Annotated in this window: 20 protein-coding genes; 9 read left to right on the top strand and 11 right to left on the bottom strand. The window is 60.6% G+C overall.

Annotated elements, in window-relative coordinates; all coding sequences use genetic code 11:
• Positions 1-4 precede the first annotated feature (4 nt).
• The 3 genes from WH303_RS11340 to cydD all read right to left on the bottom strand — a co-directional run bounded on the left by WH303_RS11340 (position 5) and on the right by cydD (position 5,139).
• Positions 5-1,606 carry a cytochrome ubiquinol oxidase subunit I gene (locus WH303_RS11340; protein ID WP_312989266.1) on the bottom strand — a complete coding sequence of 534 codons (1,602 nt, stop codon included), beginning with the start codon at positions 1,604-1,606 and terminating at the stop codon, positions 5-7.
• 90 nt (positions 1,607-1,696) lie between these two features.
• On the bottom strand, positions 1,697-3,418 hold the full coding sequence (gene cydC, locus WH303_RS11335; RefSeq protein ID WP_339518540.1) for a thiol reductant ABC exporter subunit CydC: 1,722 nt from the start codon (positions 3,416-3,418) through the stop codon (positions 1,697-1,699).
• On the bottom strand, positions 3,415-5,139 hold the full coding sequence (cydD, locus tag WH303_RS11330) for a thiol reductant ABC exporter subunit CydD (protein WP_339518539.1): 1,725 nt from the start codon (positions 5,137-5,139) through the stop codon (positions 3,415-3,417). The genes cydC and cydD overlap by 4 nt, the downstream gene beginning before the upstream one ends.
• Before the next feature lie 971 nt (positions 5,140-6,110).
• Between cydD and WH303_RS11325 the strand changes: the two genes are divergently transcribed.
• The 6 genes from WH303_RS11325 (at position 6,111) to WH303_RS11300 (ending at position 9,386) form a co-directional block, all read left to right on the top strand.
• Positions 6,111-6,563: a hypothetical protein gene (locus WH303_RS11325; protein ID WP_339518537.1), complete on the top strand. Its 453-nt coding sequence runs from the start codon at positions 6,111-6,113 to the stop codon at positions 6,561-6,563.
• A 4-nt stretch (positions 6,564-6,567) separates the two neighbouring features.
• Entirely contained in the window at positions 6,568-6,852 is a 285-nt protein-coding gene (locus tag WH303_RS11320; protein ID WP_339518536.1) for a MafI family immunity protein, read from the top strand.
• Between the two features lie 141 nt (positions 6,853-6,993).
• The gene (locus tag WH303_RS11315; protein ID WP_339518534.1) at positions 6,994-7,239 is read left to right on the top strand and encodes a hypothetical protein; all 246 of its coding nucleotides are present in this window, start codon (positions 6,994-6,996) and stop codon (positions 7,237-7,239) included.
• 484 nt (positions 7,240-7,723) lie between these two features.
• Positions 7,724-8,155: a hypothetical protein gene (locus WH303_RS11310; RefSeq protein ID WP_339518532.1), complete on the top strand. Its 432-nt coding sequence runs from the start codon at positions 7,724-7,726 to the stop codon at positions 8,153-8,155.
• 233 nt (positions 8,156-8,388) lie between these two features.
• Positions 8,389-8,805, top strand: coding sequence for a DUF7684 family protein (locus WH303_RS11305; protein WP_445228278.1), 417 nt, complete (start codon positions 8,389-8,391; stop codon positions 8,803-8,805).
• A 137-nt stretch (positions 8,806-8,942) separates the two neighbouring features.
• Complete coding sequence (locus tag WH303_RS11300; protein WP_339518529.1) at positions 8,943-9,386, top strand: hypothetical protein; 444 nt, start codon at positions 8,943-8,945, stop codon at positions 9,384-9,386.
• Between the two features lie 78 nt (positions 9,387-9,464).
• Here WH303_RS11300 and WH303_RS11295 read toward each other — a convergent pair whose 3' ends face one another.
• From WH303_RS11295 to kdgT, 6 genes are all read right to left on the bottom strand, one after another.
• Complete coding sequence (locus WH303_RS11295) at positions 9,465-10,877, bottom strand: TAXI family TRAP transporter solute-binding subunit (protein WP_339518527.1); 1,413 nt, start codon at positions 10,875-10,877, stop codon at positions 9,465-9,467.
• Positions 10,878-10,919: 42 nt separating this feature from the next.
• Positions 10,920-11,942, bottom strand: coding sequence for a P1 family peptidase (locus WH303_RS11290; RefSeq protein ID WP_339518525.1), 1,023 nt, complete (start codon positions 11,940-11,942; stop codon positions 10,920-10,922).
• Between the two features lie 114 nt (positions 11,943-12,056).
• Positions 12,057-12,362: a hypothetical protein gene (locus WH303_RS11285; RefSeq protein WP_133858436.1), complete on the bottom strand. Its 306-nt coding sequence runs from the start codon at positions 12,360-12,362 to the stop codon at positions 12,057-12,059.
• A gap of 188 nt (positions 12,363-12,550) precedes the next feature.
• The gene (locus WH303_RS11280) at positions 12,551-13,396 is read right to left on the bottom strand and encodes an ureidoglycolate lyase (RefSeq protein WP_339518524.1); all 846 of its coding nucleotides are present in this window, start codon (positions 13,394-13,396) and stop codon (positions 12,551-12,553) included.
• Between the two features lie 97 nt (positions 13,397-13,493).
• On the bottom strand, positions 13,494-14,255 hold the full coding sequence (locus WH303_RS11275; protein WP_339518523.1) for an SDR family oxidoreductase: 762 nt from the start codon (positions 14,253-14,255) through the stop codon (positions 13,494-13,496).
• Positions 14,256-14,331: 76 nt separating this feature from the next.
• A complete protein-coding gene (gene kdgT, locus WH303_RS11270) occupies positions 14,332-15,363 on the bottom strand; it encodes a 2-keto-3-deoxygluconate transporter (protein ID WP_116924035.1) in 1,032 nt (343 codons plus the stop codon).
• Positions 15,364-15,619: 256 nt separating this feature from the next.
• Between kdgT and kduD the strand changes: the two genes are divergently transcribed.
• Both kduD and kdgR read left to right on the top strand, forming a co-directional pair.
• Positions 15,620-16,447 (top strand): 2-dehydro-3-deoxy-D-gluconate 5-dehydrogenase KduD, encoded by an 828-nt coding sequence (gene kduD / locus WH303_RS11265; protein WP_339518521.1) that lies wholly within the window; start codon positions 15,620-15,622, stop codon positions 16,445-16,447.
• 41 nt (positions 16,448-16,488) lie between these two features.
• Entirely contained in the window at positions 16,489-17,340 is an 852-nt protein-coding gene (gene kdgR / locus WH303_RS11260; RefSeq protein ID WP_021025905.1) for a DNA-binding transcriptional regulator KdgR, read from the top strand.
• Positions 17,341-17,394: 54 nt separating this feature from the next.
• Here kdgR and WH303_RS11255 read toward each other — a convergent pair whose 3' ends face one another.
• Complete coding sequence (locus WH303_RS11255; RefSeq protein WP_339518518.1) at positions 17,395-18,069, bottom strand: phytanoyl-CoA dioxygenase family protein; 675 nt, start codon at positions 18,067-18,069, stop codon at positions 17,395-17,397.
• Positions 18,070-18,343: 274 nt separating this feature from the next.
• On the opposite strand from WH303_RS11255, the gene WH303_RS11250 reads away from it, so the two are divergent.
• On the top strand, positions 18,344-19,567 hold the full coding sequence (locus WH303_RS11250; protein ID WP_339518516.1) for an MFS transporter: 1,224 nt from the start codon (positions 18,344-18,346) through the stop codon (positions 19,565-19,567).
• Between the two features lie 70 nt (positions 19,568-19,637).
• Here the strand turns inward: WH303_RS11250 and WH303_RS11245 are convergent, their stop codons facing one another.
• Complete coding sequence (locus tag WH303_RS11245) at positions 19,638-21,773, bottom strand: TonB-dependent receptor domain-containing protein (RefSeq protein WP_339518514.1); 2,136 nt, start codon at positions 21,771-21,773, stop codon at positions 19,638-19,640.
• Between the last annotated feature and the right edge of the window lie 16 nt (positions 21,774-21,789).

The raw sequence follows: 21,789 nt of genomic DNA, 5'->3' as shown, positions 1-21,789 counted from the left end.
GGTGTTACTTTCCCGAATAGGTGGGTTGCGCCGTGGCGATCGAGGCATAGCTCAGCGGCTGCGGATCGCGCTGCTCGGGCTCGAGCTCGGGGCCCTTTTGGATGGCCTTGAGCATCAGCTTCATCTCGATGATCAGCAGCACCGTGTACAGCGCCACAAAGCCCAGGATCGTGATCAGCAAGGTGGTGACGCCCAGGTTGGACGCGGCCACAGCGGTGGGCAGCACGCCTTCGATGATCCAGGGCTGGCGGCCAAACTCGGCCACGAACCAGCCGCACTCGATCGCAACCCAGGGCAGCGGAATGGACCATACCGCCACCCACAGCAGCCAGCGGCGGTTTTCCAGCTGGTGGCGCGAGGCGAGGTAGAAAAAGACAGCCGTCAGCACGATGAAGAACATACCCAGCGCAACCATGATGCGGAAGGTCCAGAACAGCGGAGCCACCTGCGGAACCGTATCCCAAGCCGCCTTGGCGATCTGCGCATCGGTCGCCTGGCGCGGGTCATCGACATAGCGCTTGAGCAGCAAGGCATAGCCCAGCGACTTGCCATTGGCCTCGAACTGTTCCTTGAGCTCGGGCGAGATCGTGGTCGTTGAGCCGGCATCGCGGATTTTTTCCAGCGCGTCATAGGCCTTGATACCGTCGCGGATCAGCACCTCGGCGTGCTTGACCAGGTCGTTGATGCCCTGCAGCTCGGTATCGAGCGAGCGCGTGCCGATCAGGCCCATCGCCCATGGGATATGGATCGCGTAATGGGTCTCGCGCGCCTCCTGGTCAGGAAAGCCGATGGCGGTGAAGGCGGCCGGCGCAGGCTCTGTCTCCCACATCGCTTCAATGGCGGCAAGCTTCATCTTCTGGTGCTCGCCAGACAGGTAGCCGGACTCGTCACCCAGCACCACGACCGACAGCGAACCGGCCAGGCCAAAGGCGGCGGCCACCGTCATCGAGCGCTTGGCCAGCGCCACATGGCGGCCCTTGAGCAGGTACCAGGCCGACACGCCCAGCACAAAGATGGCTGCGCAGACATAACCGGCAGAGACGGTATGCACAAACTTGGCCTGCGCCACCGGGTTGGTGAGCACGGCGGCGAAGTCATTGACTTCCATGCGCATGGTCTGCGGGTTGAAAACGGCGCCCACGGGGTTCTGCATCCAGCCATTGGCGATCAGAATCCACAGCGCCGACAGGTTGGTGCCCAGGGCCGTGAGCCAGGTGACGATCAAGTGCTTGACCGGCGAGAGCTTGTCCCAGCCAAAGAAGAACAGACCGACAAAGGTCGCCTCCAGGAAGAAGGCCATCAGCCCTTCGATGGCCAGCGGGGCGCCAAAGATGTCGCCCACATAGTGGCTGTAGTAGCTCCAGTTCATGCCGAACTGGAACTCCATCACCAGACCGGTCGCCACGCCAATGGCGAAGTTGATGCCAAAGAGCACGCCCCAGAACTTGGTCATCTGGCGCCAGATGACCCGCCGCGTCATCACATAGACCGTCTCCATGATGGCGATCAGCATGGACAGCCCCAGGGTCAGGGGAACGAAGAGAAAGTGGTACAGGGCTGTGAGTGCAAACTGCAATCTTGATAGCCCGACGATGTCGAGATCCATGAACTGGTCCTTCCGTGTTGTAAGTGCTCGATCTGGTAGAAAAACTACGTGGGTTCCAAACTGACAAATACCTGTGTTGCATGAGCCGGCCTAGCCAGGCCGCAATCGCTGCAACAGCGCTTCAAACTCTGCCGTGCCCTTGCGCGCTTGCGCCATGCCTTCTTGCAAGGGGGCGATCCAAACAATGCGGTCGGCGTGGCGCGCCTCGCGCTGCAAATGGCTGGCCATCACGATGGCGCCCTGGCCGCTGGCGGCCCGCTTTGCATGCCATTGCGCAATCGCGTGCATCACCTGGGCGGCGGTCTGGCGGTCCAGGCCTTCGGTGGGTTCGTCCAGCAAGCTCAAGGGCGCTGGGTGCAGCAGCAGGCGGGCCAGCGCCAGGCGGCGTGATTCGCCCCCCGACAGGCCCGCGCCCTGGCTGCCCAGGGGCGTGTTCAGTTGTTGGGGCAGGGCGCGGATGACATCAGCCAGGCCTGCCGTTTGCAGCGCGGCCCAGAGTTCGGCATCGCTGGCGTCAGGCCGGCCCAGGCGCAGGTTGGCGGCCACACTGGCCTGGAACAGCTCCGTGCGCTGGGGCAGGCTGGCGCAGGGCGCCCGCAGCACCTGGCCGGCGCTGGGCGCCAGGTCACCCGCTATCAGTGCCATCAGGCTGGATTTGCCCGCGCCGCTGGGCCCCGCCAGCACCAGCCATTCGCCATCGGCCACTTGCAGATTGATCTGCTGCAGCAAGGCGCTGGCACTGCCGGGGTGTTGCAGGCGGACGGCTTGCATGTCCACGGCCAGGCCGGCTGCCGGTGCGCGGTCTTCTGTGGCGGCGGTGTGGGCCGGGGTATCGAGCAGCGGGGCAATGCGGCGGGCAGCGAGCAAGGTGCGGCCCGCTTCCATCGCGCCACGGCGGATGTGGACGAGGGGCTCCAGCGCCGCGAGCAGCAGCAAGGTGGCTAGCGCGGCTATAGGCGCGCCAATCTCGCCCTTCTGCGCCAGCCAGGCCGCGCAAAGCAGCGCAGCAGCGGTGGCGCAGTGGCCCAGCATCGCCATCGCAACGGCTACCTGCGATTCCAGCCGGTTGAGGCGGATATCGGCAGCCCACTGCTGGCGCTCTGCCGCAGCAATGCGGGTCATCTGGCGCTGCAGGCTGCCGGCCATCACCAGCTCGGTCTGCGCGCCCACCGCATCAATCACCTGGGCCCGCAGATGCTCGCCGGCAAAACTGCGGCGCAGCGCGGTCATAAAGCCCTGGCGCACACACCAGGCCACGCAGGCCAGGCCACCGGCCAGCACCATGGCGCCCACCAGCAGACCGCTTTGCCAGTTCAAAAAGACCGTCAGCGCCAACGCGGTGACGCAGGCGCTGACCAGCAGCGAGACGGCGGGGGTGAGCAGGCGCAGGTAGACGGCATCCAGCGCATCGATATCGGCGGTGAGGCGGTGCAGCAGGCGGGCAGGGCGCTGGCGCAGCGCCAATGCGGTATCAGCGGCCGCGAGGCGCGAGAACAGCTGCACCCGCAGGGCGGCCAGTACGCGCAACGTTGCATCGTGGGTGACGACCCGCTCGCTGTAGCGCGCGCCGGTGCGCAGCATCGAGAAAAAGCGCACGCCCGCGCCGGGCGCAAACACATCAAACACCACGGCCGTGGCGCTGGAAAGACCCGCCACATAGGCGGCGGTGAGGAACCATCCCGACAGGCCCAGCAGCGCCATGCCGGCGCACACGGTGATCGCAGCGAGCAGACTGCCCAGCAGCATGCGCCGGCGGTAGGGCGATTGCGCAAACAGCTGGACGATGGGGCGCAGCGCGTTCCAGGCCTTCATGCAATGCTCCTCATGGCGGCGGGCAGGCCAGCGGCAATGGGTGCTTGGCTGCCATCGAGCGACAGCACCCGGTCCATGCAGGCGGCCAGCAGCGGGTCATGGGTGGCCACCACCAAGGTCGCGCCGCGCGCTGCCAAGGCCAGCAGGCCCTGGCGCACAAACTGGGCGGTCTCGGCATCGAGGTGGGCCGTGGGCTCGTCGGCCAGCACCAGGCGGCAGCCTGGCGTGGCGGCAGCGCGTGCCAGGGTCAGGCGCAAGGCCTCGCCACCCGACAGGCCCAGGCCCCCATCGCCCACCACGGCATTGCCGCGCAAGGCCAGCACGGGGCCCAGGGCCGCGCTCTGCACCGCTTGCTGCAGTGCGGCCTCGTCGATATCGCGGCCCAGGCGAATGTTGTCCACCAGGCTGGCGGCCAGCACATGGGGCTTTTGCGCCACCCAGGCCATGCCGCTGCGCAGGCCGGCGGCGTGGGCTGCATCCATGGGCCGTCCATCGATGTGGATGCTGCCTGCGCTGGGGGCCGCCAGGCCCGCGATCAGCGCCATCACCGTCGATTTGCCACTACCGCTTTCGCCCCACAGAGCGATGCGCTCGCCAGCCGCAATCTCGGCGCTGAAGGACTTGACCACCAGCGGGCTGTCGGTACTGTATTGAAAGCTGAGATCGTTGATCGTCAGCGCGGCAGCCGCTGCCGTGTTGGCGCTGTCAACGCAGGCTTGGTCGCTATCGCCCACCAACTGCGGGCCAGGCTGCTGCAGCGCTTGCAGTGCCTGCTCGGCGGCCACACCGGCGGCCTTGTCATGCCACACGGCCGAGAGTTCGCGCAGCGGCTCAAAAAATGCCGGGGCCAGCAGCAGCACAAACATGGCTTGTGCCAGCCCTAAGGTGCCGCCCCAGCCGCCAAACGGGATCTGGCCTAGCAGATGAAAACCGACATACACAGCGACCAGGGCCACGCCCAGCGCGGAGAACAGCTCCAGCACCGCAGAAGACAGAAAGGCAATCTTGAGCACGGCCATGGTGTTGGCGCGCAGTTGCTCTGCCGCAGCGGCCAGCTGTTGCGCCACCTGCCCGACGGCACCCAGCCCGCGAATACTGGCCAGGCCCTGCAGGCGATCGAGCAAAAACTGGTTCAGGTTGCCGACATCCTGCAAATGCTTTTTGCTGGCCGCCTCGGCCCGCCAGCCTACCAGCGCCATAAAGATCGGAATCAGCGGCGCAGCCACCAGCAGCACGAGGCCCGCCACCCAGGATAGGCAGAACACACAAACCAGGATGACCAGCGGCACCACCATGACCTTGGTGCGCGCCGTGGTGTAGCGGGCCCAGTAGGGCGTGATGTGGTCGGCCTGCTCGTTGAGCACACTGGCCGCCAGCCCGGCCGATGGGCGATGTGGGTGCAGGGGCGAGTGCAGCGCCAAGGCCTGCAGCGCCTGCAGCCGCAGCTGCTGCGTATGGGCGCGCGCTGCGGCAAAAGCCCGGCGCAGGCCATAGCCATCGACCAGGGCCCGCAGCAAGCCCAGCGCCAGGAACAGGACGCAAGCTTTGGCCAATGTCGACCAGGCCGCTTGCTGGTGAATCGCCTCAATCCCCCAGGCAATCACTGCCGCCTGCGGCAACCACAGCAAGGCTGCCAGCACCTGCCACCACGCGCCCTTCGCAGAGGGGCGCGTTGCCACAGCAGGGCTGCTGGTGGAGGAGGTGGCGCGGGTGGATGGCATGGGGTAAGTTTTTAATTTTCAGAAATTCTTGAAACTATTGTATATCCAAGATACTCATTAATTCAATTTATCGAATACCTGATACGAACTACCTTCGACGAAGGTGTGGCCCTTGTCTGTCAGCGCAAATGCGCAGATTGCTACTAAATTCAGAGCACTCAAGGCCCTAAAAAACTAGATAAAGCAGAAATTTCTGCAGTCCAAAGAGCCTTCAGTCCTGGCTGCAGCACGGTGTTTCGGGCCCGCTTTGCCAAGAGCTTGAGCCGATTGTGTTGCCTAGAGTGTGAACAGAGCTTGCTGTAAGTCAAGAACAGCGCGGGTTCTCCCTAGGGGGTGGGCTGGGAGAGATGGGGCGTTGTTGGGGGGCGACTGGAATTGCTGCTGACTGGCAAAAACAGGGAGATGTATTCAGCTGCGGTCAGGCGAGGTCTGGCTGTTCGGGGATGGGTGTCGAGCATTCCAGATTGCGGTAGGCATTGCTCTTGGAAACCAAGCGGCAGATAGGCCCAAAGCTCTGAAAGCTGCTGGCTGTGGAAAGACAGAGGGTTTGTACAGCGGGACGGTTACGAGTTCAGTAGTTCAGTGACGTTCATCTGGCCGCTGTACTAAGCGCAATCTCTAGGCCTTCACACAACAAGACTGGATGGTGAGGGGCCCCTGCTACTTGGCGAATCACCTCTGCTACCCAAAATCTTCACATTCTTTGTTGGACAGGCTACTCTGATAGGAATATTTATCAGAACTATGATTATCTCGAATTGTCGGAATTGAAGAATAAATTAGACTTTATGAGGTTGCTGGTTTTGTTTGAGATTCTGAGTTTGCGATCGTCGCAAGCGAAAGATTTCGTTCATGAAAATTTTTCTAGTGCTTTTAAATCTATTAAATTCATTGGAGATCGTGGTGTTCGTTCAAACTTAAATAGTTCTGCCTCGCAAATCTAAGGAGTGGTCTAGATAAGGAATTTATTAATGTTTAAATTAAATAATTCACTTAGAAATTCAGTATTTGCTTTATTGTTTATTTTCGGGATATCAAGTTCTACACATGCCTGCTCATTGACTGGGCTGCAGCATGAGGTGAAATTCGATGGTGATGAGCCCACTTTAGGTAAAGAAGAAGCAGTGGCTCTTGCTCAATGGTTTACACACCAAAGAGATGTCAGATCCTATGATGAAATTGACATTGTTTCAATGTATCCAGCGGCTAGTAAAAAATTAGCTGAGATCTCTAGAAAGAGAATGCAGAATATATCGAGGCTTATAGATTCTATGAATGTCAATAGAATATCCGTAGCGCTTACTATAAGCGAGAGTCAACAGGAGGAGTTGGGGCCTGTTGGATATGTGTATCACGAAGTTTTGGTGGTAATGTCGCCTTCATGTGCTAGAGCAGGGACCTGCTGTAATATCCGTGTTAACTGAGAAAATGAAGACAACAACTTACACCTGTGGCGATAAATTGGTGGTTTTTGGAAAAGTTGAAGATCTTTTATTTCAATTGATTGCGGAGCTTAAAACAATATTCTCCGAAGTTGAATTGAATGAAATTCAAAAATTTATTGATGTTGCCGAATATGGCTTAGCATTAGAAACGGTAATAGCGATTTATTTGGAGGAAAAGAAGTCTATTAGTTCTAAGGCTCTTAACTTGATTGAGTGTCTAGGGGCTGCAATGTCAATGGATGTCAAATCTTTGCTCAAGGGTTTGTGAAGCAATAAATTCTTTAGAGGCAGATGGGTTGCGAAAACCTGCGAAGGTGTGCTAAATTGATTGGGTCGGAGTTTTAACTTAAGCGATCTGACTGCCTTGAACTATGTTGATCACATTCAAATAATTAAATGACTTCGCAAAATGAAATATGTTTGTAGTTTTATTTATACAAATTCTTCATCCAGTGCTATGTTATTGGTATTGGAGTCTTGGGCGGAAGAGGTGTCGCTTGCTTCTGGGGTTGCTGTGAAAGTTACTGGAGAAGGTGGTTTGGTTGGTTCCACTTTTGAACTTGAGCAGTTGGATGATCGATTGATTGTGTATGCATGGCCGGATTCGATAGCGTCAATCGAAATCTTAAAGTCGTTTGCAAATAATCTCGTTTGATGCGTTTATTTATATTGATTTACCCCGTCCCATCCCTGGTTAAGTTGCTGAATATGTTGAAGGTCTCTTGGGGATTTATTATTGGGAGATTTCAGATTAAGTTTGTAAGGGATTTATGACTTGTGATAAATGGAAGACGCTCATTTTGAGTGATATTAATTACCAAAATCTAGTTGCGGAAGTTAGCTATGATGGTCAATTTTTATTGCTTTTAGACCGTGAGCAATGGAATGACTGCCTCTGTGTAGCGTTTCCTCAGCAAGACGGGATGTTAGGTGCACGTGTACCCCTGTCTGAATTTATCGATCAGCTAAAAACCTCTGCTGATCATTTGTGTCGTTGACACATTGGCGTTGGAGTATTTTGGCTCTTATAAATTTGTACTGCGACTGAACTAGACAACTGAGGCAGGCAAAGACACTCCTGTGAGAAATTTTGGCCTGACCTTGAGGTGCTATGCTGCTAAAAATGGAGATTCATAATAGTGCAACTACTTGAGTTTGACACTGAAGGCATATGTTCTATTTCAAGCCTGCTTCGCCAAGGAATAGTTGGCTATGCCAATGACATTCCTACTCCGCGCGGTATATCAACTGTATGGCTTTTCCTTGCCAATAACGCCCTGCTGAAAATATATACAAGGATGCACGATACGGTAGGTTGGAATGAGGTCGGCACGCTTGTTTTCCGACTTGTTGGAAAAGATGAGAATGTGCCCGAAATAGTGCCTTTGCCGCAAGCCTGGAGGGATATCGCGGGCATTGAAAAAATGCTGGTGGTAGACGCTGATTTCACAGCGGAAAGTGGCCTTCAGGTCAGCAATAACTTAGGTGAAGTGTTTACCATCGTTTGCTCTGCAAACATTTATCAAATTGAAGTTTTAGCACCTTTTTTTTCATGGGGATTTTTTGCCTGAATATGAAATATTTCATTATAAATGCGTGCTTTTATAATAAAAATCTATCATTGTGGTCGGGCTGCTTTGTGAAGTGATAAATACATGAGTGGATAGGGTCTGGTCACCACACTTAAGAACAAGCCAAAACGCATTCGCAAAACGTTGCAGATCATAAGTATCTGTCTAATGGTGTGCAGAGCGCTAACAGATTTTTTTAGATATTGTGATTTAGAGATTAGGCTGGGAATAGAATGGCAGCATTCAATTTGCAAATGATCGATTTGCAATCCATCGGATCGATTGTGTTGACCCCGCACCCTAGCGTATGTTTGTTGGTCAGTGACGCTATATCTCCAGCCATGGATTTCAAAGGTTTGGTGCGAACCCTAATCCCCGCAGGATGTCAATACTTTATGATCTTGGGGCATGCAGCGGAGGACGTGCATGACGCTTTGGATGATGCAATTGATGATTGCGATTTAGGGTATTGTGGTACGCCTACTGCTGTTCACAACGATGAGTCTGCCGAAGAAATAGCATCGTTTTTGCTGAATGCAGCGATTCCTGGTGAAGCAAATGTGCGCTGCCTGGTTGGATATGACAATGAATATAATCCAGTGCGGGAAATTGTGCAGAAATTGCGTGTTGAATATTTAAAGTCAAAGTGATTATTTAGTTCAATGGCATGAAAAATCATGTGCGCCATGTTTTCATCTATTGATTTACATGCATCAAGCAGCTAGTAGAATCATTGATTCTTGAGTGGCTTGACTGTTTTTAAAATAGAGATGGACTAAATATTCGGATGGCATTCAACATCGAAATATCAAAAGGCACGCGGTGTCAAAATGAATTTGTCTGCGAAATACACATTGATGAGCATCGTGAGGTGGTCCCGCTCATCACCACCAGATGGTCTCCTGAGATATATAAAAAACAATGGGTGGCGGCGCTTAAATTTCTTGCTGCATCCCGTTCGAGCCGATGTGCTCTTATCACATGCATTCAGCCGGAATCTGTCAGTTACGGAATTACGTATTGGGCCTTATTCAGAGACTGGCATTTTGTTTATTTTCAAGAAAGATTTATTCGTGAAAATTATGAGAAATTTTTGATCTCGCCCATGATGGTAGAGCGGTATATGCCCGATAGGATGCAGGGCACTGTCGAAGAATTCAGCAGGGTGTCAGAGTGGACCTTGCCAATTTCGGATATACAAGAATTTTTGTTGTACGTAGATGATGAATAGTGCAGGAATTGAATTCAAGCGGGACGGGAGAAGGGCCGGGCAATGGCGATGACGGTTCAATACCGATGAATTTGCCTGCTAATCTGCATTTTTTGAAACGCCTTCAGTCCCTAAGCCGTCTTCGCGTCCCTGCTGCTCCAGCTTCTGCAGCACCCAATGAATATGGCTACGCAGCGCATACAACTCATCCGCATACGACAGCGGCACAGTAATTTTCTCGACCTTGCGGCTCAGCGCCAGCAGCTCGGCCTGGATGCTCGCGCGGTCGGGCTCGGGTTGCTCCATCTCGTGCTCGATGGCGCGCAGCTGGCCGTACCACTTGAAGACGCGTGAGCGCACGCGGAACTGGTAGAGGGGCGGCACGACACGGGATAGCGGCAGCATGAAGGCCAGCAGGACACCCAGCACCAGCCACATGCGCTCGACCAGGTTGGCGAGCCAGAAGGGCAGGTAGCGCTGCAGCAAGGGGGCGGGCTCGTTGATGGCGCGCACGCCTTCGGGGGCGACGGCCAGTTCGCTGCTGCGGGTGTTGGGAAAGTCGCGCGCCCGGTTGAACCAGCCCGCCTGGCTGTGGATGCCTTGCGAGGCCTGGGCGAACAGCTGCTTGATGGCGGGGTGGGTGTCGTCGTGGGCCAGCAGGGACGTGGTGGAGGCCAGCAGGTGCACGTTTTGCGGCGGTACATTGGCGGCGAGGTCGACAATGCCGCGCGGCAAGGTGACGGGGCTGAGGAACCTGAACTTGCGGCCATAGGCCTCGTTCTGCGGAAAATCCATCAGCTGCACGCCGGGGGTCTTCAGCAGCATCTGCACCATCGGCGATTCCGGCGCGGAGACCAGCACCAGTGCATCGATCTTGCCAGCCAGAAACTCGACGGTTGCGGGCGTCTCGGCCAGATGCGATACGCGCAGCTGGGCCAGGCTCAGGCGATTGGCCTCCAGTAATTGGTTGAACAGATTGGGTACGCCGCTGCCGGCGGTGCCGACATTGACACGCCAACCCGCCAGTTGCGTGAGATTGCTCAGGTGGGCGCGTTTGGTCAGGCGCTGCGCAGCATCGCTGCGGTAGAACAGCCAGACGGGCTCGACAAACAGCGCGCCCAGCGAGGTGAGGCTGTCGAGGTCGTCCTCGGTCAGCTCGGCGGTGCCGCCTTGCACAAAGGCCAGATCGACCTTGCCCTCGCGCAGCAGCTGCAGGTTGTCGAAGGAGCCTTCGCTGCCGACGAGGTCGACGCGGATTTTGTTCCTGGCCAGGGGCGTGCGGTACTGCTCGCCAAAGCTGGCGTAGGCGCTTTGGGCCGGGCCGGTGGCCAGCTTGACCTGCGAGGGCGGGTTGGGCTTGAGCCACCAGTAGGCCCCCACGATCAAGGCCACGGCCAGGATGACCAGCGGGCCGCCGGAGACCAGCGCATCGCGGATGTTGAGCACCAGGGTGATCAGGGTTTGGCGCAGCCCGTAGGCTTTTTGGCGCATCGACGTGGAGCGGTCACCCATGGTGTGTGGCGGGCTGCCTGCGCAGCGCAGTTGGAATGGCGCCTACTGTAAATCAGCGGCGCAGGGCAGGTGCAAGGCCTTGTGGTTTTCTCCGGCTTCGATTTGTAAACGATTGGCATGCAGCACTGCCTGCAAGGTGGCCTGGGCCACCGCTTCGGCGGCCATCGTGGCCAGCACCATCATGCCCAGGCTGCGCCCCGCCGCGCCAGTACCCAGGCAGAACAAGGTGTCGCCGTCGGACATGGTGTGCACCGGGTTGATGGCGCGGGCCAGCCCATCGTGGCCCACGGTGGCCAGGCGGCTGGCCTGCGCCTTGGTGATGATGGCATCGGTGGCGATTACACCAATGGTGGTGTTGGTGCCCGCCAGCAGGGGCTGGGGCGGCTCGCCGCGCAGCAGCGCGCGGCGCGTGTCGCTGAGGCCCAGGCCATCGCGGGTGCGCGCGCCGGCCACCACCTGGGCGGTGTCCGGGTGCAGCACATCGCCCAGTGCATTGCAGGCAATGATGGCGCCCACGGTGACGCCATCGACAGTGACGGACGCGGTGCCGATGCCGCCTTTCATCGCCCGCTGGATGCCAAAGATCTTGCCCACCGCAGCACCTGCCCCCGCGCCCACATTGCCTTGCGCGGGCATGGCGCTGCTGGCGGCCTGGCAGGCGGCATAGCCGGCCTGGGCATCAGGGCGGATGCGCATATCGCCCACCAGCACATCAAACAGCACGGCCGCAGGCACCAGCGGAATGCGGCCCACGGAGATATCGAGGCCTACGCCTTGCTCTTCCAGCCAGCGCATGGCGCCGCTGGCGGCATCGAGGCCCCAGGCACTGCCGCCCGCCAGCATGATGGCGTGCACGCGCTCGACCAGGTTGGTGGGGTGGAGCAAGTCGGTTTCGCGCGTGCCGGGTGCGGCGCCGCGCACATCAACACCGCCCACCGCCCCGGCCTTGGCCAGGATGGCCGTGCAGCCGGTGGGGCGGCGCTTGTCGGTGAAGTGGCCCACTTCGATGCCTTGCACCAAGGTGATGGAGCCGGCCGGAGCCATGGGGAGGAGGGAGGAGGACATGGCCCGATTGTGGGCCAACTGGGCTGGTTGCTGTGCAGGCAAAAGCAGCGGGCTGTCAAACAGGTGTCTGACAGCCCGAGGAGAGGGTGCGATGGAGGTGTGAGTGCCTGCCGGTCAGGGGCGGATGACGATCTGCGGGCTGATGACAATCGCATCGGGGGTGCGGGGCGCCACCAGCACCGGGGCTGCGTAGGCGGGCTGCGGCGCGTAGTAGGCGGCCGGGCGGTCATGGCAGCGGCGCTTTTCCTTGTATTCGCCATTGCGCTTCCACTTGCGCTCCACCTTGCAGTTGCCGTCCCAGAACTGCTCCTTGTGTTCCTTGCGGTGGTGGTGGCGGTGGCCGCCACCGTGGGCCCAGCTGGCATCGGCCAGACAGGACAGTGCCAGCGCAGTGAGCAAAGGGGTCAACAAACGGTTCATGGCAGGGGTTGGAGTTGTGGTGGATGCTGGCAGCTTAGCGGAAAATCCTGTATCAAAAGATGAGCAATGGTTGCTTTGTACATCAGCCCTGGGAGCTGTTTTGATGGATGAAATCTATGGCGGTGGCAGCTGCGATTTTTCCACCTGTAAGCACCCGTTGCCGCGCTGGCGCCGGGTGCTACGTGTCATCAGGCGTTGACGGTGGTTTGCTGCTGCTCACCCAGGCCTTCAATACCCAGGCGCATCGTCTGGCCGGCTTTCAGGTAGACAGGGTTGGGCTTGATGCCCAGGCCCACGCCGGGAGGTGTGCCGGTCGAGATGATGTCGCCCGGCTGCAGGCTCATGCACTGGCTGACATAGGCGACGATCTGCGCGACGGTAAAGATCATCGTCTTGGTGTTGCCGTTTTGAAAACGCTTGCCATCCACATCCAGCCACATCGACAGGTTTTGCGGGTCCGGCACTTCATCGCGCGTCACCAGCCAGGGGCCGATGGGGCCAAAGGTGTCAAAGCCCTTGCCCTTGTCCCAGGTGCCGCCGCGTTCAATCTGCCATTCGCGTTCGGACACATCATTGACCACGCAGTAGCCGGCTACATGCTCCAGCGCCTGCGCTTCGGTGATGTACTTGGTGGCCTTGCCGATCACCACGCCCAGCTCGACTTCCCAGTCGGTCTTGGTGGATCCACGGGGGATCTCGACCGCGTCATTGGGGCCGCAGATGGCGCTGGTCCATTTGTTGAAGATCACCGGCTCGGTGGGGATGGCGGCGCCCGATTCAGCGGCATGGTCGGCGTAGTTGAGGCCGATGCAGATGAACTTGCCCACACGCGCCACGCAAGGGCCGATGCGGGGCTGGCCAGGCACCGCTGGCAGCGTGGCCGGATCGATCGCACGCAGGCGGGCCAGCGCGGCGTCGCCCAGGTGCGCGCCTTCGATATCGCCGAGCACGCCGGAGAGGTCGCGCAGGGTGTTGCTGCTGTCGAGCAGGCCGGGCTTTTCCTGGCCCACCGGGCCGTAACGCAGTAATTTCATGTCATCTCCAATGGATCAAATTGCATGCAGGCGCCAGTCTAGGTGCCTGCAGCTAGGGATGCTGTCGCGCAGCGGTAAAAGTGGGGGCTGGCGGGCTTTAGTTGGACCAGCCGCCATCAATCACATGGGCCTGGCCCGTGGTAAAGGCTGCCTCGTCCGAGGCCAGATAGGCCACCAGCGCGGCAATCTCTTCCGGCTTGCCGACGCGGCCCATCGGCTGGCGGGCCACAAAGGCGGCGCGCACGGCGTCCACCGAGAGGCCATCGTGCGCTGCCTGGGTGGCGATGCGCTGGCCAAGCGATGGCGAATCGACGGTGCCCGGGCAGATGGCATTGCAGCGCACGCCCCGGGTGCAGTAATCGGCAGCGATGGACTTGGTCATGCCGATGACGGCTGCCTTCGACGCACTGTAGGCAAAGCGGTTGGGCACGCCCTTGATGCTGGAGGCGGCCGAGGACATATTGATGATGCTGCCCCGGCCGCGCTGCAGCATGCCCGGCAAAAAGGCGCGGATGCTGCGGTACATGGCTTTGACATTGAGGTCAAAGGCAAAGTCCCAGTCCGCCTCGCTGCATTCGAGCACGCTGCCGGCATGCACAAAGCCCGCGCAGTTAAAGAGGATGTCGATGGGGCCGAGCACCTCTGCCAGCGTCTGGATCTGGGCGCTGTCGCGCACATCGAGCTGGCGCGCATCGAGACCCGAGCCTGCCAGCGGGCCGATATGCAAGTCGGTGGCAATCACGCGGGCGCCTTCGGCTGCCAGGCGCTCGGCGCTGGCGCGGCCAATGCCTTGCGCCGCTGCGGTCACCAGGGCCACCTTGCCTGCCAGGCGGCCGGTGGAGACGGAAGATTGGGTCATGGAGTCAGTCCTGTGAAAGATGCCTGGGCGCGCAATGGACCAGCGCGCCCAGGCGAGGGGGTAAAGCTGAGTGCGCTTAGAAGTGCCCGTCCTGCGCCAGCTTAGGCGGGCTGCCAGCGGCGCTGGTTGGCGGGGTGGGCGCTGCCACCGATGCCTGCGGTCGGCGGCCATACTTGCGTGCCCACATGGCGGTGAGGATCGGCACCAGGATGGCGGTCAACAGGCAGGCGGTGGCGGTGATGGCGGTGGCCGAATCGGCCATGGACTTGAGCTCGGGCACCATGGTGCCGATGATTTGCGGATTGGCAACAGCTGCACCAGCGGTGGACGAGGCGGCCAGCCCCGCAGTGCCATTGCCGCCGCCGATGTACTTATCCGCCAGGATCAGCGGGATACCGGTGACAATGATGACGGCCACGCCGACAAACACACCAGTAAAGCCGCTCTTGGCGATGACGCCCAGGTCAATCGAGCAGCCCAGCGCAAAGCCGAAGAACGGAATCAGCGGATGCACGCAGCGGCCAAAGAACTCGCGCAGGTTCGCATCCAGGTTGCCCAGCGCAAAGCCGATCAGAAACGGCAGCACCGCGCCGGCAAACAAGCGCGGCTCAAACACCGCCACGCCGGTGGCGCCCAGGATCAGCATGCTGACCAACGGGCCCGACTCGATGGAGGTGAGCACAAAAGCGCCGGCCTCCTCTTGCGTGCCGTATTGCTGCATCAGCGCGGCATACAGCCCCCCATTGGTCATGTCCATCGCGGTGACCAGCGCGAGCACCGACAGGCCGGTGAACAGCCCCGTCTGGATGCCGCCGGCCGGCAAGAAGCGCGTGGCTACCATCGCCACCACCCAGGCGACCAGGATCTTAGTCAGCACCAGGGTGCCGGATTTTTTCAGCACCACGCCGGTGGCCTTGAGGTTGATCGTTGCCCCCATGCAAAAGAACCAGACCGCGAGGATCGGCACGGTGCCGGTCATCAGCCCGTTGGTGAACGAGCCAAAGTACTTGCCGGCATCTGCTGCAAAGGTGTGCACGCAGGCGCCCAGCAGCAGGGGAATCAGCATGAGCCCGCCGGGCACACGCTCAATGGTTTTCTGGATTTCCATGTCTCGCTCCTCACACTTTAGTGGTGAATTTGTTATCGCTTGTAGAGGTGTTGTCCGATGACTACCGAAGCAACCGGGACAGTGTTCCATAAATTCAAATTCAAAAAATAGCTGGTAAACCCTTTGTCTTTTGCCATTCATAAAAATTTACGGAACAGTGTTCTGAAAAATTAAGAATGTGTTCCAATGGTTGCCATATCTCCCGGTCAGCCCGCGTTTTGGCTGGCCGCTTTTGTACCCATTGCATTCACCAGCCATGTCCGATTCATCCCTTGCCCCAGCGCCTGTCGCTGCCCCAGCCAGCCCCCGCCACCCTTTTGATCTGCAGGGGCAGGTAGCGCTGGTGACCGGCTGCAATACCGGCATTGGCGCGGGCATTGCGGTGGCGCTGGCGCAGGCGGGGGCCGATATCGTCGGGCTCAACCGCAGCGATGCCCGCCAGACGGCTGCGCAGGTGCAGGCGCTGGGGCGCAGATTTGTGCCGATACAGGCAGATCTGTCTGACACGGCGGCCATAGGCTATGTGCTGGCCCAGGTGCTGGCGGCCTGCGGGCAGGTCGATATCCTGGTGAACAATGCCGGCATCATTCGCCGTGCGGATGCCTTGGACTTCAGCGAAGAGGACTGGGATGCGGTGATGAACACCAACCTCAAAAGCCTGTTCTTTCTATCGCAGGCTGTGGCGCGCCATATGCTGGACTGTGCCGCGCAGCAAGGTGCGCAGTGGCGTGGCGGCAAGATCATCCATATCGCATCGCTGCTGTCGTTCCAGGGAGGGGTGCGTGTGCCGTCATACACCGCAGCCAAGAGCGGCGTGCTGGGTTTGACCCGGCTGATGGCCAATGAATGGGCCGGCAAGGGCATCAATGTGAATGCGATTGCGCCCGGCTATATCGAGACCAACAACACCGAGGCGTTGCGCCAGGATGCAGGCCGCGCCGGCGAGATCCTGCAGCGCATCCCGGCTGGCCGCTGGGGGCAGCCTGCGGACCTGGGTGGCGCTGCGGTATTTTTGGCCTCCAGCGCGGCCGACTATGTGCATGGCCATACCTTGGCTGTCGATGGCGGCTGGCTGGCCCGATAATCGAGGCCATCCACCACAGCCCAACACAGAAGGACGGACCGATGAGCGAGAGCCCCGCAGCCATGGACAAGACCGACACCGTCGCCGCGGTGGAGAAAGCCTTTGCCATTCTGGAATGCCTGGGCAACCAGCGCGATGTCAGCGTGACCGCGCTGGCCCAGCAGCTGGCGCTGTCCAAGTCCTCCGTGCACCGGCTGCTGCAAACCTTGAAGGCCCTGGGCTATGTGGCGCAGGATGGCGAGTCCGAGCTCTACCGCGCCACCTTGCGGCTGTTTGAGCTGGGCGGCAAGGCGCTGGAAAACACCGACCTGGTGCGCGAGGCCGATGAGGAAATGCGGCGCCTGGGTGCGCTCACCCGGGAGACCATCCACCTGGGCGCGCTCGATGAAGACGCGATCATCTACATCCACAAGATCGAATCGGATTTTGGGCTGCGCATGCAATCGCGCATTGGCCGGCGCAAGCCCTTGCACAGCACCGCCATTGGCAAGGTGTTGCTGGCCTTTATGCCGGCCGAGCAGGCGCGCGAGCTGCTGTCGTCGCAGCCGCTCAAGCTGTTCACGCCCCGCACCTTGAGCTCCGTCGATGCCGTGATGGACATCCTGCCCCGTGTGCGTGCGCAGGAGGTGGCCGAAGACGACGAGGAGGCCGAACCCGGCCTACGCTGCATTGCGGTGCCCGTGTTTGACCGCTTTGGCCATGTGATTGCCGCGCTGTCGGTGTCCTTTCCGGTCATGCGCTGCGGCGCCGATACGCCGCACTACTACCGCAGCTTGCTGAAAACCGCCAGTGCGGCGATCTCGCAAAAGATGGGCTGGCATGCGCCGCACATTGCCAAAGATGCGAAAGACGCAGAAGGCGAGCCGATCAGTACAGGCGACGCGCCGCTGTAACGCGGCTCGCGCTGCTTGGGTTCAGCCGGGCACCAAGCGGGTATCAAGCTGGCATCAGACAGATGCCAGCACAAAATCGCCAGGCGCATAGCGTGCGCTGGTATCCATGCGTACCAGGCGCAGCGCAGCCGTTTGCTGGTACGCGTCGTACAGCCCCTCGGCGGCATAGTTGATCAGCAGGCTGCGGCGGTGCGCGCCGCTGGGGTTGAGGCTGGCGGCATGCAGCAAGTCGACATCGAACACCAGAATATCGCCAGCCTGGCCAGAGATCTGAATCGCCTGCGATTCGTCATGCTCGCCGCGCGCCGCTTCTTCGGCGTTGGGGCGGTGGCTGGCCGGGATCAAGCGGGTCGCGCCGTTGTCCGGCCCAAAGTCATCCAAAAACGCCAGCGCGCCCACGGTATCGCCCGGGCGCTGGTTGGACAGATCGCGGTGCAGGCGCTGGTAGCCGCCGCCTCCAATGGGCTCGCGCCCTTCCACTTGCGACAGAAAAAAGCGCTCGCCAATCAGCACGCCCGCAGCGGCCAATAGCTGCGGCAGCTGGCACACGGCGAGTATCTGGGGATTGTCATCGACCAGTGCATGGCGCCAATCCCAGCCCCGGGGCACGGGCCAGTGGCTGGTGATGCCCGCATCAAAAACCTCGCGCAAACCTGGCAGCCAGTCGGCCGGAATGGCCTGGCGCAGCAGCAGGTAGCCGTCGTGCTGGAGCTGTTCACGGAGGCCCATGGTTTGCCTTTCAAGCTGCATTTGGGGTGAGGGCGGATGAGATGCAGCGGGCAGTATAGCCAGCGGCGGTAGGGAGACCGGCGTAGATCAGCAGCCTGCATGGCCTTGGAAGCTGCTGACGGCTGCTAGATTGCGGACATTTCTGTCCGATATGTTCTGCATCTCGGCCTGATTGTCTTGCTGCGGCAATCGCTGCACCATGGCGGCTGTTGTTTTTCACCCGCCAGCGGCCTATTGGCCTGCGCGGATTTGTACAGGACCTTCGCTTAGCGCCATGGCAGATTCTTCTTCGCTTTCTTCCCATCTATCCCCCCATCTTGAACCCAGCTGCCCACCCCGGAGCGGCGGCCTGCCGCTCGCATCACTGCTGGCACTGGCGCTGGCGGGCTTTGTCACCATCCTGACGGAGGCCTTGCCCGCCGGTTTGCTGCCGCAGATCAGTGCCGGGCTGGGGGTGTCGCAGGCGATGGCGGGGCAACTGGTCAGCCTGTATGCGATCGGCTCCTTGGTGGCGGCGATACCGCTGACGGCAGCGACCCAGCGCATGCGCCGCAAGCCCTTGCTACTGGCGGCCTTGGCCGGTTTTGTGCTGGCCAACAGCATCACCACGGTGTCGGGCAGCTATGCGCTCACCTTGCTAGCGCGCTTTGTGGCCGGGGTGGCGGCAGGTCTGCTCTGGGCCTTGCTGGCCGGTTATGCCACCCGCATGGTGCCGCCACACCAAAGCGGCCGCGCCATAGCGATTGCGATGCTGGGCGCGCCGCTGGCGCTGTCGCTGGGCCTGCCGCTGGGCACCTGGATGGGCCAGCACCTGGGCTGGCGCCTGTGCTTTGCCAGCATGAGTGTGCTGGCGCTGCTGCTGATGGCCTGGGTGCAACTGCGCCTGCCCGATTTTGCCGGCCAGCCCGCTGGCCAGGCCTTTGGTCTGGGCCAGGTGTTCCGCCTGCCAGGTGTAAGGCCAGTGCTGCTGGTGGTGCTGGCCTATGTGCTGGCGCACAACCTGCTCTACACCTATATCGCGCCCTTGCTGGCCCCTGCCAACCTGGGCGCGCAGATCGACCGGGTGCTGCTGGTGTTTGGGCTGATGTCGGTGCTCAGCATCTGGATCACCGGCCTGCTGATCGACCGCCATCTGCGCGCGCTGAGTTTGGCGAGCACGGGGCTGTTTCTGTTGGGCGCTGTGCTGCTGGCGCTGGCGATGGAGCTGCCCGCTGCCGTTTACCTGGCCGTGGCCGTCTGGGGCCTGGGCTTTGGTGGGCTGCCGCCGCTGCTGCAAACGGCCTTGGCCAAGAGCGCAGGGCCAGCGGCCGATGTGGCGCAGTCGATGCTGGTGACGTCTTGGAACCTGGCCATTGCCGGGGGCGGCATGGCCGGTGGCGTATTGCTGGCCCAGTGGGGTGTGGCGGCCTTCTCGCCAGCGGTGCTGCTGCTGATGCTGCTGAGCCTGGCGGTGGTGCTGCTGGCCAAGCACCATGGCTTTGCAGCGGCCCAGCCCTGACAGCGCTACACATGGAAAAAGGCGCTGAGATGTGACCCTCGGCGCCTGGATTTTTAGAGCCTGAACTGGCTTAGAAGCTGGCCGTCAGTGTCGCAAAGAAACGGCGGCCGGGCAGGTAGAAATTGTTGCCCACATCGCGGTTGCCGCTGGCATTGCGGTCAAACAGGTTCTTCACGCCGGCGTTGATGCGCAGCGCCTTGTTGATGCGGTAGTTGGCAGCCAGGTCGTACAGCACATAGCTGTTCTGGATGCGCTGCTCGCCAAAGTTGGAGTTGTCGGCCAGGCGCTGGGCCAGGCCCATTTGCTTGCCCACCAGCTCGGCGCCCAGGCTCAGGCCCAGGGCAGTGTTGACCTGCCAGTCCAGCACCGAGGAGCCGCTCCATTTGGAGACGGTGGTCAGCGCCACGCCGGTGGTCTTGTTCTCGGCCTTGAGCATATGGGTCAGGCTGTTGTTCCAGCTGATGGTACGGCTCAGCGGCACGCGCAGGTTGGCTTCGAGCCCGCGCGTGATGGCCGCGTCGATGTTCACATACTGGGCCCAGTAGTTGGTTCCGCCCGGCAGGTAGCCAATGCCTTGCGAATCGATCTTGTCCTTGAAATCGGTGTTGAAGAAGGTCAGGCCCGCTTGCCAGCCTTCATGCTCCCAGGCGGCGCCCAGCTCCCAGTTCTGCGAGGTCTCGGGCTTGAGGTCGGAGTTGCCGCGGATGCTGCAACCGCCACCGGTGTAGCCGGCAAAGCCGCAGCCCGCGCCTTGGGACTGGCTCACAAAGTTCTCGTTCGACTGGCGCAGGTTGGGCGCGCGGAAGCCTTCGGAGTAGCCGCCACGCAAGGTCCAGGCAGCCGTCGGGTGGTAGACCAGGTAGGCACGCGGGCTGACGTGCGAGCCGTAATCGTCATGGCGGTCACCGCGCAGGCCCAGGGTCAGGGTCAGATTGTCGCGCAAAAAGATCTGGTCTTCGACAAACAAGGCCTGCGACTTGGCCTGCTTGTAGCTGAGGCCGACCACGCCCGCCTCATTGGCGACCGAGCCCACCGAGTTCGGGTTGTCCAGCTCTTGGCGCTGCCACTGCGCGCCCACGGTCAGCATCTGGTCAAAGCCCCATTTGAAGGGCATGGTCACCGAGCCGTCGAGGATCAGGTCTTCCGAGACCGAATGCGTGCTGTAGGTCTGGGTGGCAGTGCCGCCGGGCACGGGCACAAACTGGCCGTTTTCAATCCGGGGCGCGGTCGTTTCGTTGCTGTACTTGCTGTGGCTGAGCGAGAGCTTGGACGTACCAAAGCTGTACTTGCCCTGGTGGGTCAGGCTGGTGCTTTCGCGCTCCATGTTCGATGGCCCACGGGTGGTGGCAGCCGCCGCAAAGCCGCCGGGGTTGCTGGTAGAGGGCGAGGGGCCACCCAGGGTCTTCCACTCGGCGCGCTGCACATCCAGGCTCAGCTTGTGGCTGTCGTTGATGTCCCAATCGAGGCGCGCGCCCAGCGACTGGCGCTTGGCGCCTTCACGCCCGCCGCCCCAGCGGAAGGCGGTGGTGCCGTCTTCCAGGCCACTGTCGGCCTGGCGGTAGGTTTGCTGGCCATTGAGCTGCAGCTTGAAGCCCTTGCCCAGCGGGCCGCTGATGTTGAAGCCACCGCTGTAGTCATTGCCACGGATGGATTCGGGATTGATCTCGGCACCGGCCGAGATCTGGCCGCTCCATGTATCGCCGCCTTTTTTGGTGATGATGTTGATCACGCCACCCATCGCGTCCGAGCCGTAGAGCGAGGACATGGGGCCGCGCACCACTTCGATGCGCTCGATCGCCTCGGGCGCAATCCAGTTGAGCTCATTGCGGGTGTAGCGGTCAAAGGTCTCGCTGGAGCTGCCTACGCGCACGCCATCGACCAGGATCAGGGTGTACTGCTGGGGCAGGCCGCGAATCTGGATGCTGGTGCCGCCATCGGGCGTGGTGGCTTGGGTCAGACCCGGCACGCGGCGCAGCACCTCGTTCAAATCGGTGGCAGGCACGCGCGCTATGTCTTCGGCGGTCAGCACCGTCAAGCTGGCGGGCGCATCCTTGACAGCCGTGGCCGTCGCAGCCGCCGTCACGGTGATCGTGTCCAGCGTGGTGCCGGGCTCCGTGTTGCTTTGCGCCGATGCGGCCGATGACAGGCACAGGCCTGCGGCCAGCGCAATGGGAAGAAGGGGGAATGAAGCAGCGGGATGGGACATGACAACAAACAAGGGC

The sequence above is a fragment of the Comamonas sp. MYb69 genome, assembly GCF_037479315.1.
Lineage (GTDB): Bacteria > Pseudomonadota > Gammaproteobacteria > Burkholderiales > Burkholderiaceae_C > Comamonas.
The sequence above is the reverse complement of the archived record's forward strand: the minus strand, read 5'-3'. Positions and strand labels throughout refer to the sequence as shown.

Coding starts and splice junctions, on each gene's coding strand:
- WH303_RS11300 (WP_339518529.1), top strand. CDS start 8,943: ATGGCATTCAACATCGAAATATCAAAAGGCACGCGGTGTCAAAATGAA.
- WH303_RS11315 (WP_339518534.1), top strand. CDS start 6,994: ATGAAATATGTTTGTAGTTTTATTTATACAAATTCTTCATCCAGTGCT.
- kdgT (WP_116924035.1), bottom strand. CDS start 15,363: ATGGAAATCCAGAAAACCATTGAGCGTGTGCCCGGCGGGCTCATGCTG.
- WH303_RS11290 (WP_339518525.1), bottom strand. CDS start 11,942: ATGTCCTCCTCCCTCCTCCCCATGGCTCCGGCCGGCTCCATCACCTTG.
- WH303_RS11245 (WP_339518514.1), bottom strand. CDS start 21,773: ATGTCCCATCCCGCTGCTTCATTCCCCCTTCTTCCCATTGCGCTGGCC.
- WH303_RS11340 (WP_312989266.1), bottom strand. CDS start 1,606: ATGGATCTCGACATCGTCGGGCTATCAAGATTGCAGTTTGCACTCACA.
- cydD (WP_339518539.1), bottom strand. CDS start 5,139: ATGCCATCCACCCGCGCCACCTCCTCCACCAGCAGCCCTGCTGTGGCA.
- WH303_RS11320 (WP_339518536.1), top strand. CDS start 6,568: ATGAAGACAACAACTTACACCTGTGGCGATAAATTGGTGGTTTTTGGA.
- cydC (WP_339518540.1), bottom strand. CDS start 3,418: ATGAAGGCCTGGAACGCGCTGCGCCCCATCGTCCAGCTGTTTGCGCAA.
- WH303_RS11250 (WP_339518516.1), top strand. CDS start 18,344: ATGGCAGATTCTTCTTCGCTTTCTTCCCATCTATCCCCCCATCTTGAA.
- WH303_RS11305 (WP_445228278.1), top strand. CDS start 8,389: ATGGCAGCATTCAATTTGCAAATGATCGATTTGCAATCCATCGGATCG.
- WH303_RS11255 (WP_339518518.1), bottom strand. CDS start 18,069: ATGGGCCTCCGTGAACAGCTCCAGCACGACGGCTACCTGCTGCTGCGC.
- WH303_RS11325 (WP_339518537.1), top strand. CDS start 6,111: ATGTTTAAATTAAATAATTCACTTAGAAATTCAGTATTTGCTTTATTG.
- kdgR (WP_021025905.1), top strand. CDS start 16,489: ATGAGCGAGAGCCCCGCAGCCATGGACAAGACCGACACCGTCGCCGCG.
- WH303_RS11295 (WP_339518527.1), bottom strand. CDS start 10,877: ATGGGTGACCGCTCCACGTCGATGCGCCAAAAAGCCTACGGGCTGCGC.
- WH303_RS11285 (WP_133858436.1), bottom strand. CDS start 12,362: ATGAACCGTTTGTTGACCCCTTTGCTCACTGCGCTGGCACTGTCCTGT.
- kduD (WP_339518521.1), top strand. CDS start 15,620: ATGTCCGATTCATCCCTTGCCCCAGCGCCTGTCGCTGCCCCAGCCAGC.
- WH303_RS11275 (WP_339518523.1), bottom strand. CDS start 14,255: ATGACCCAATCTTCCGTCTCCACCGGCCGCCTGGCAGGCAAGGTGGCC.
- WH303_RS11280 (WP_339518524.1), bottom strand. CDS start 13,396: ATGAAATTACTGCGTTACGGCCCGGTGGGCCAGGAAAAGCCCGGCCTG.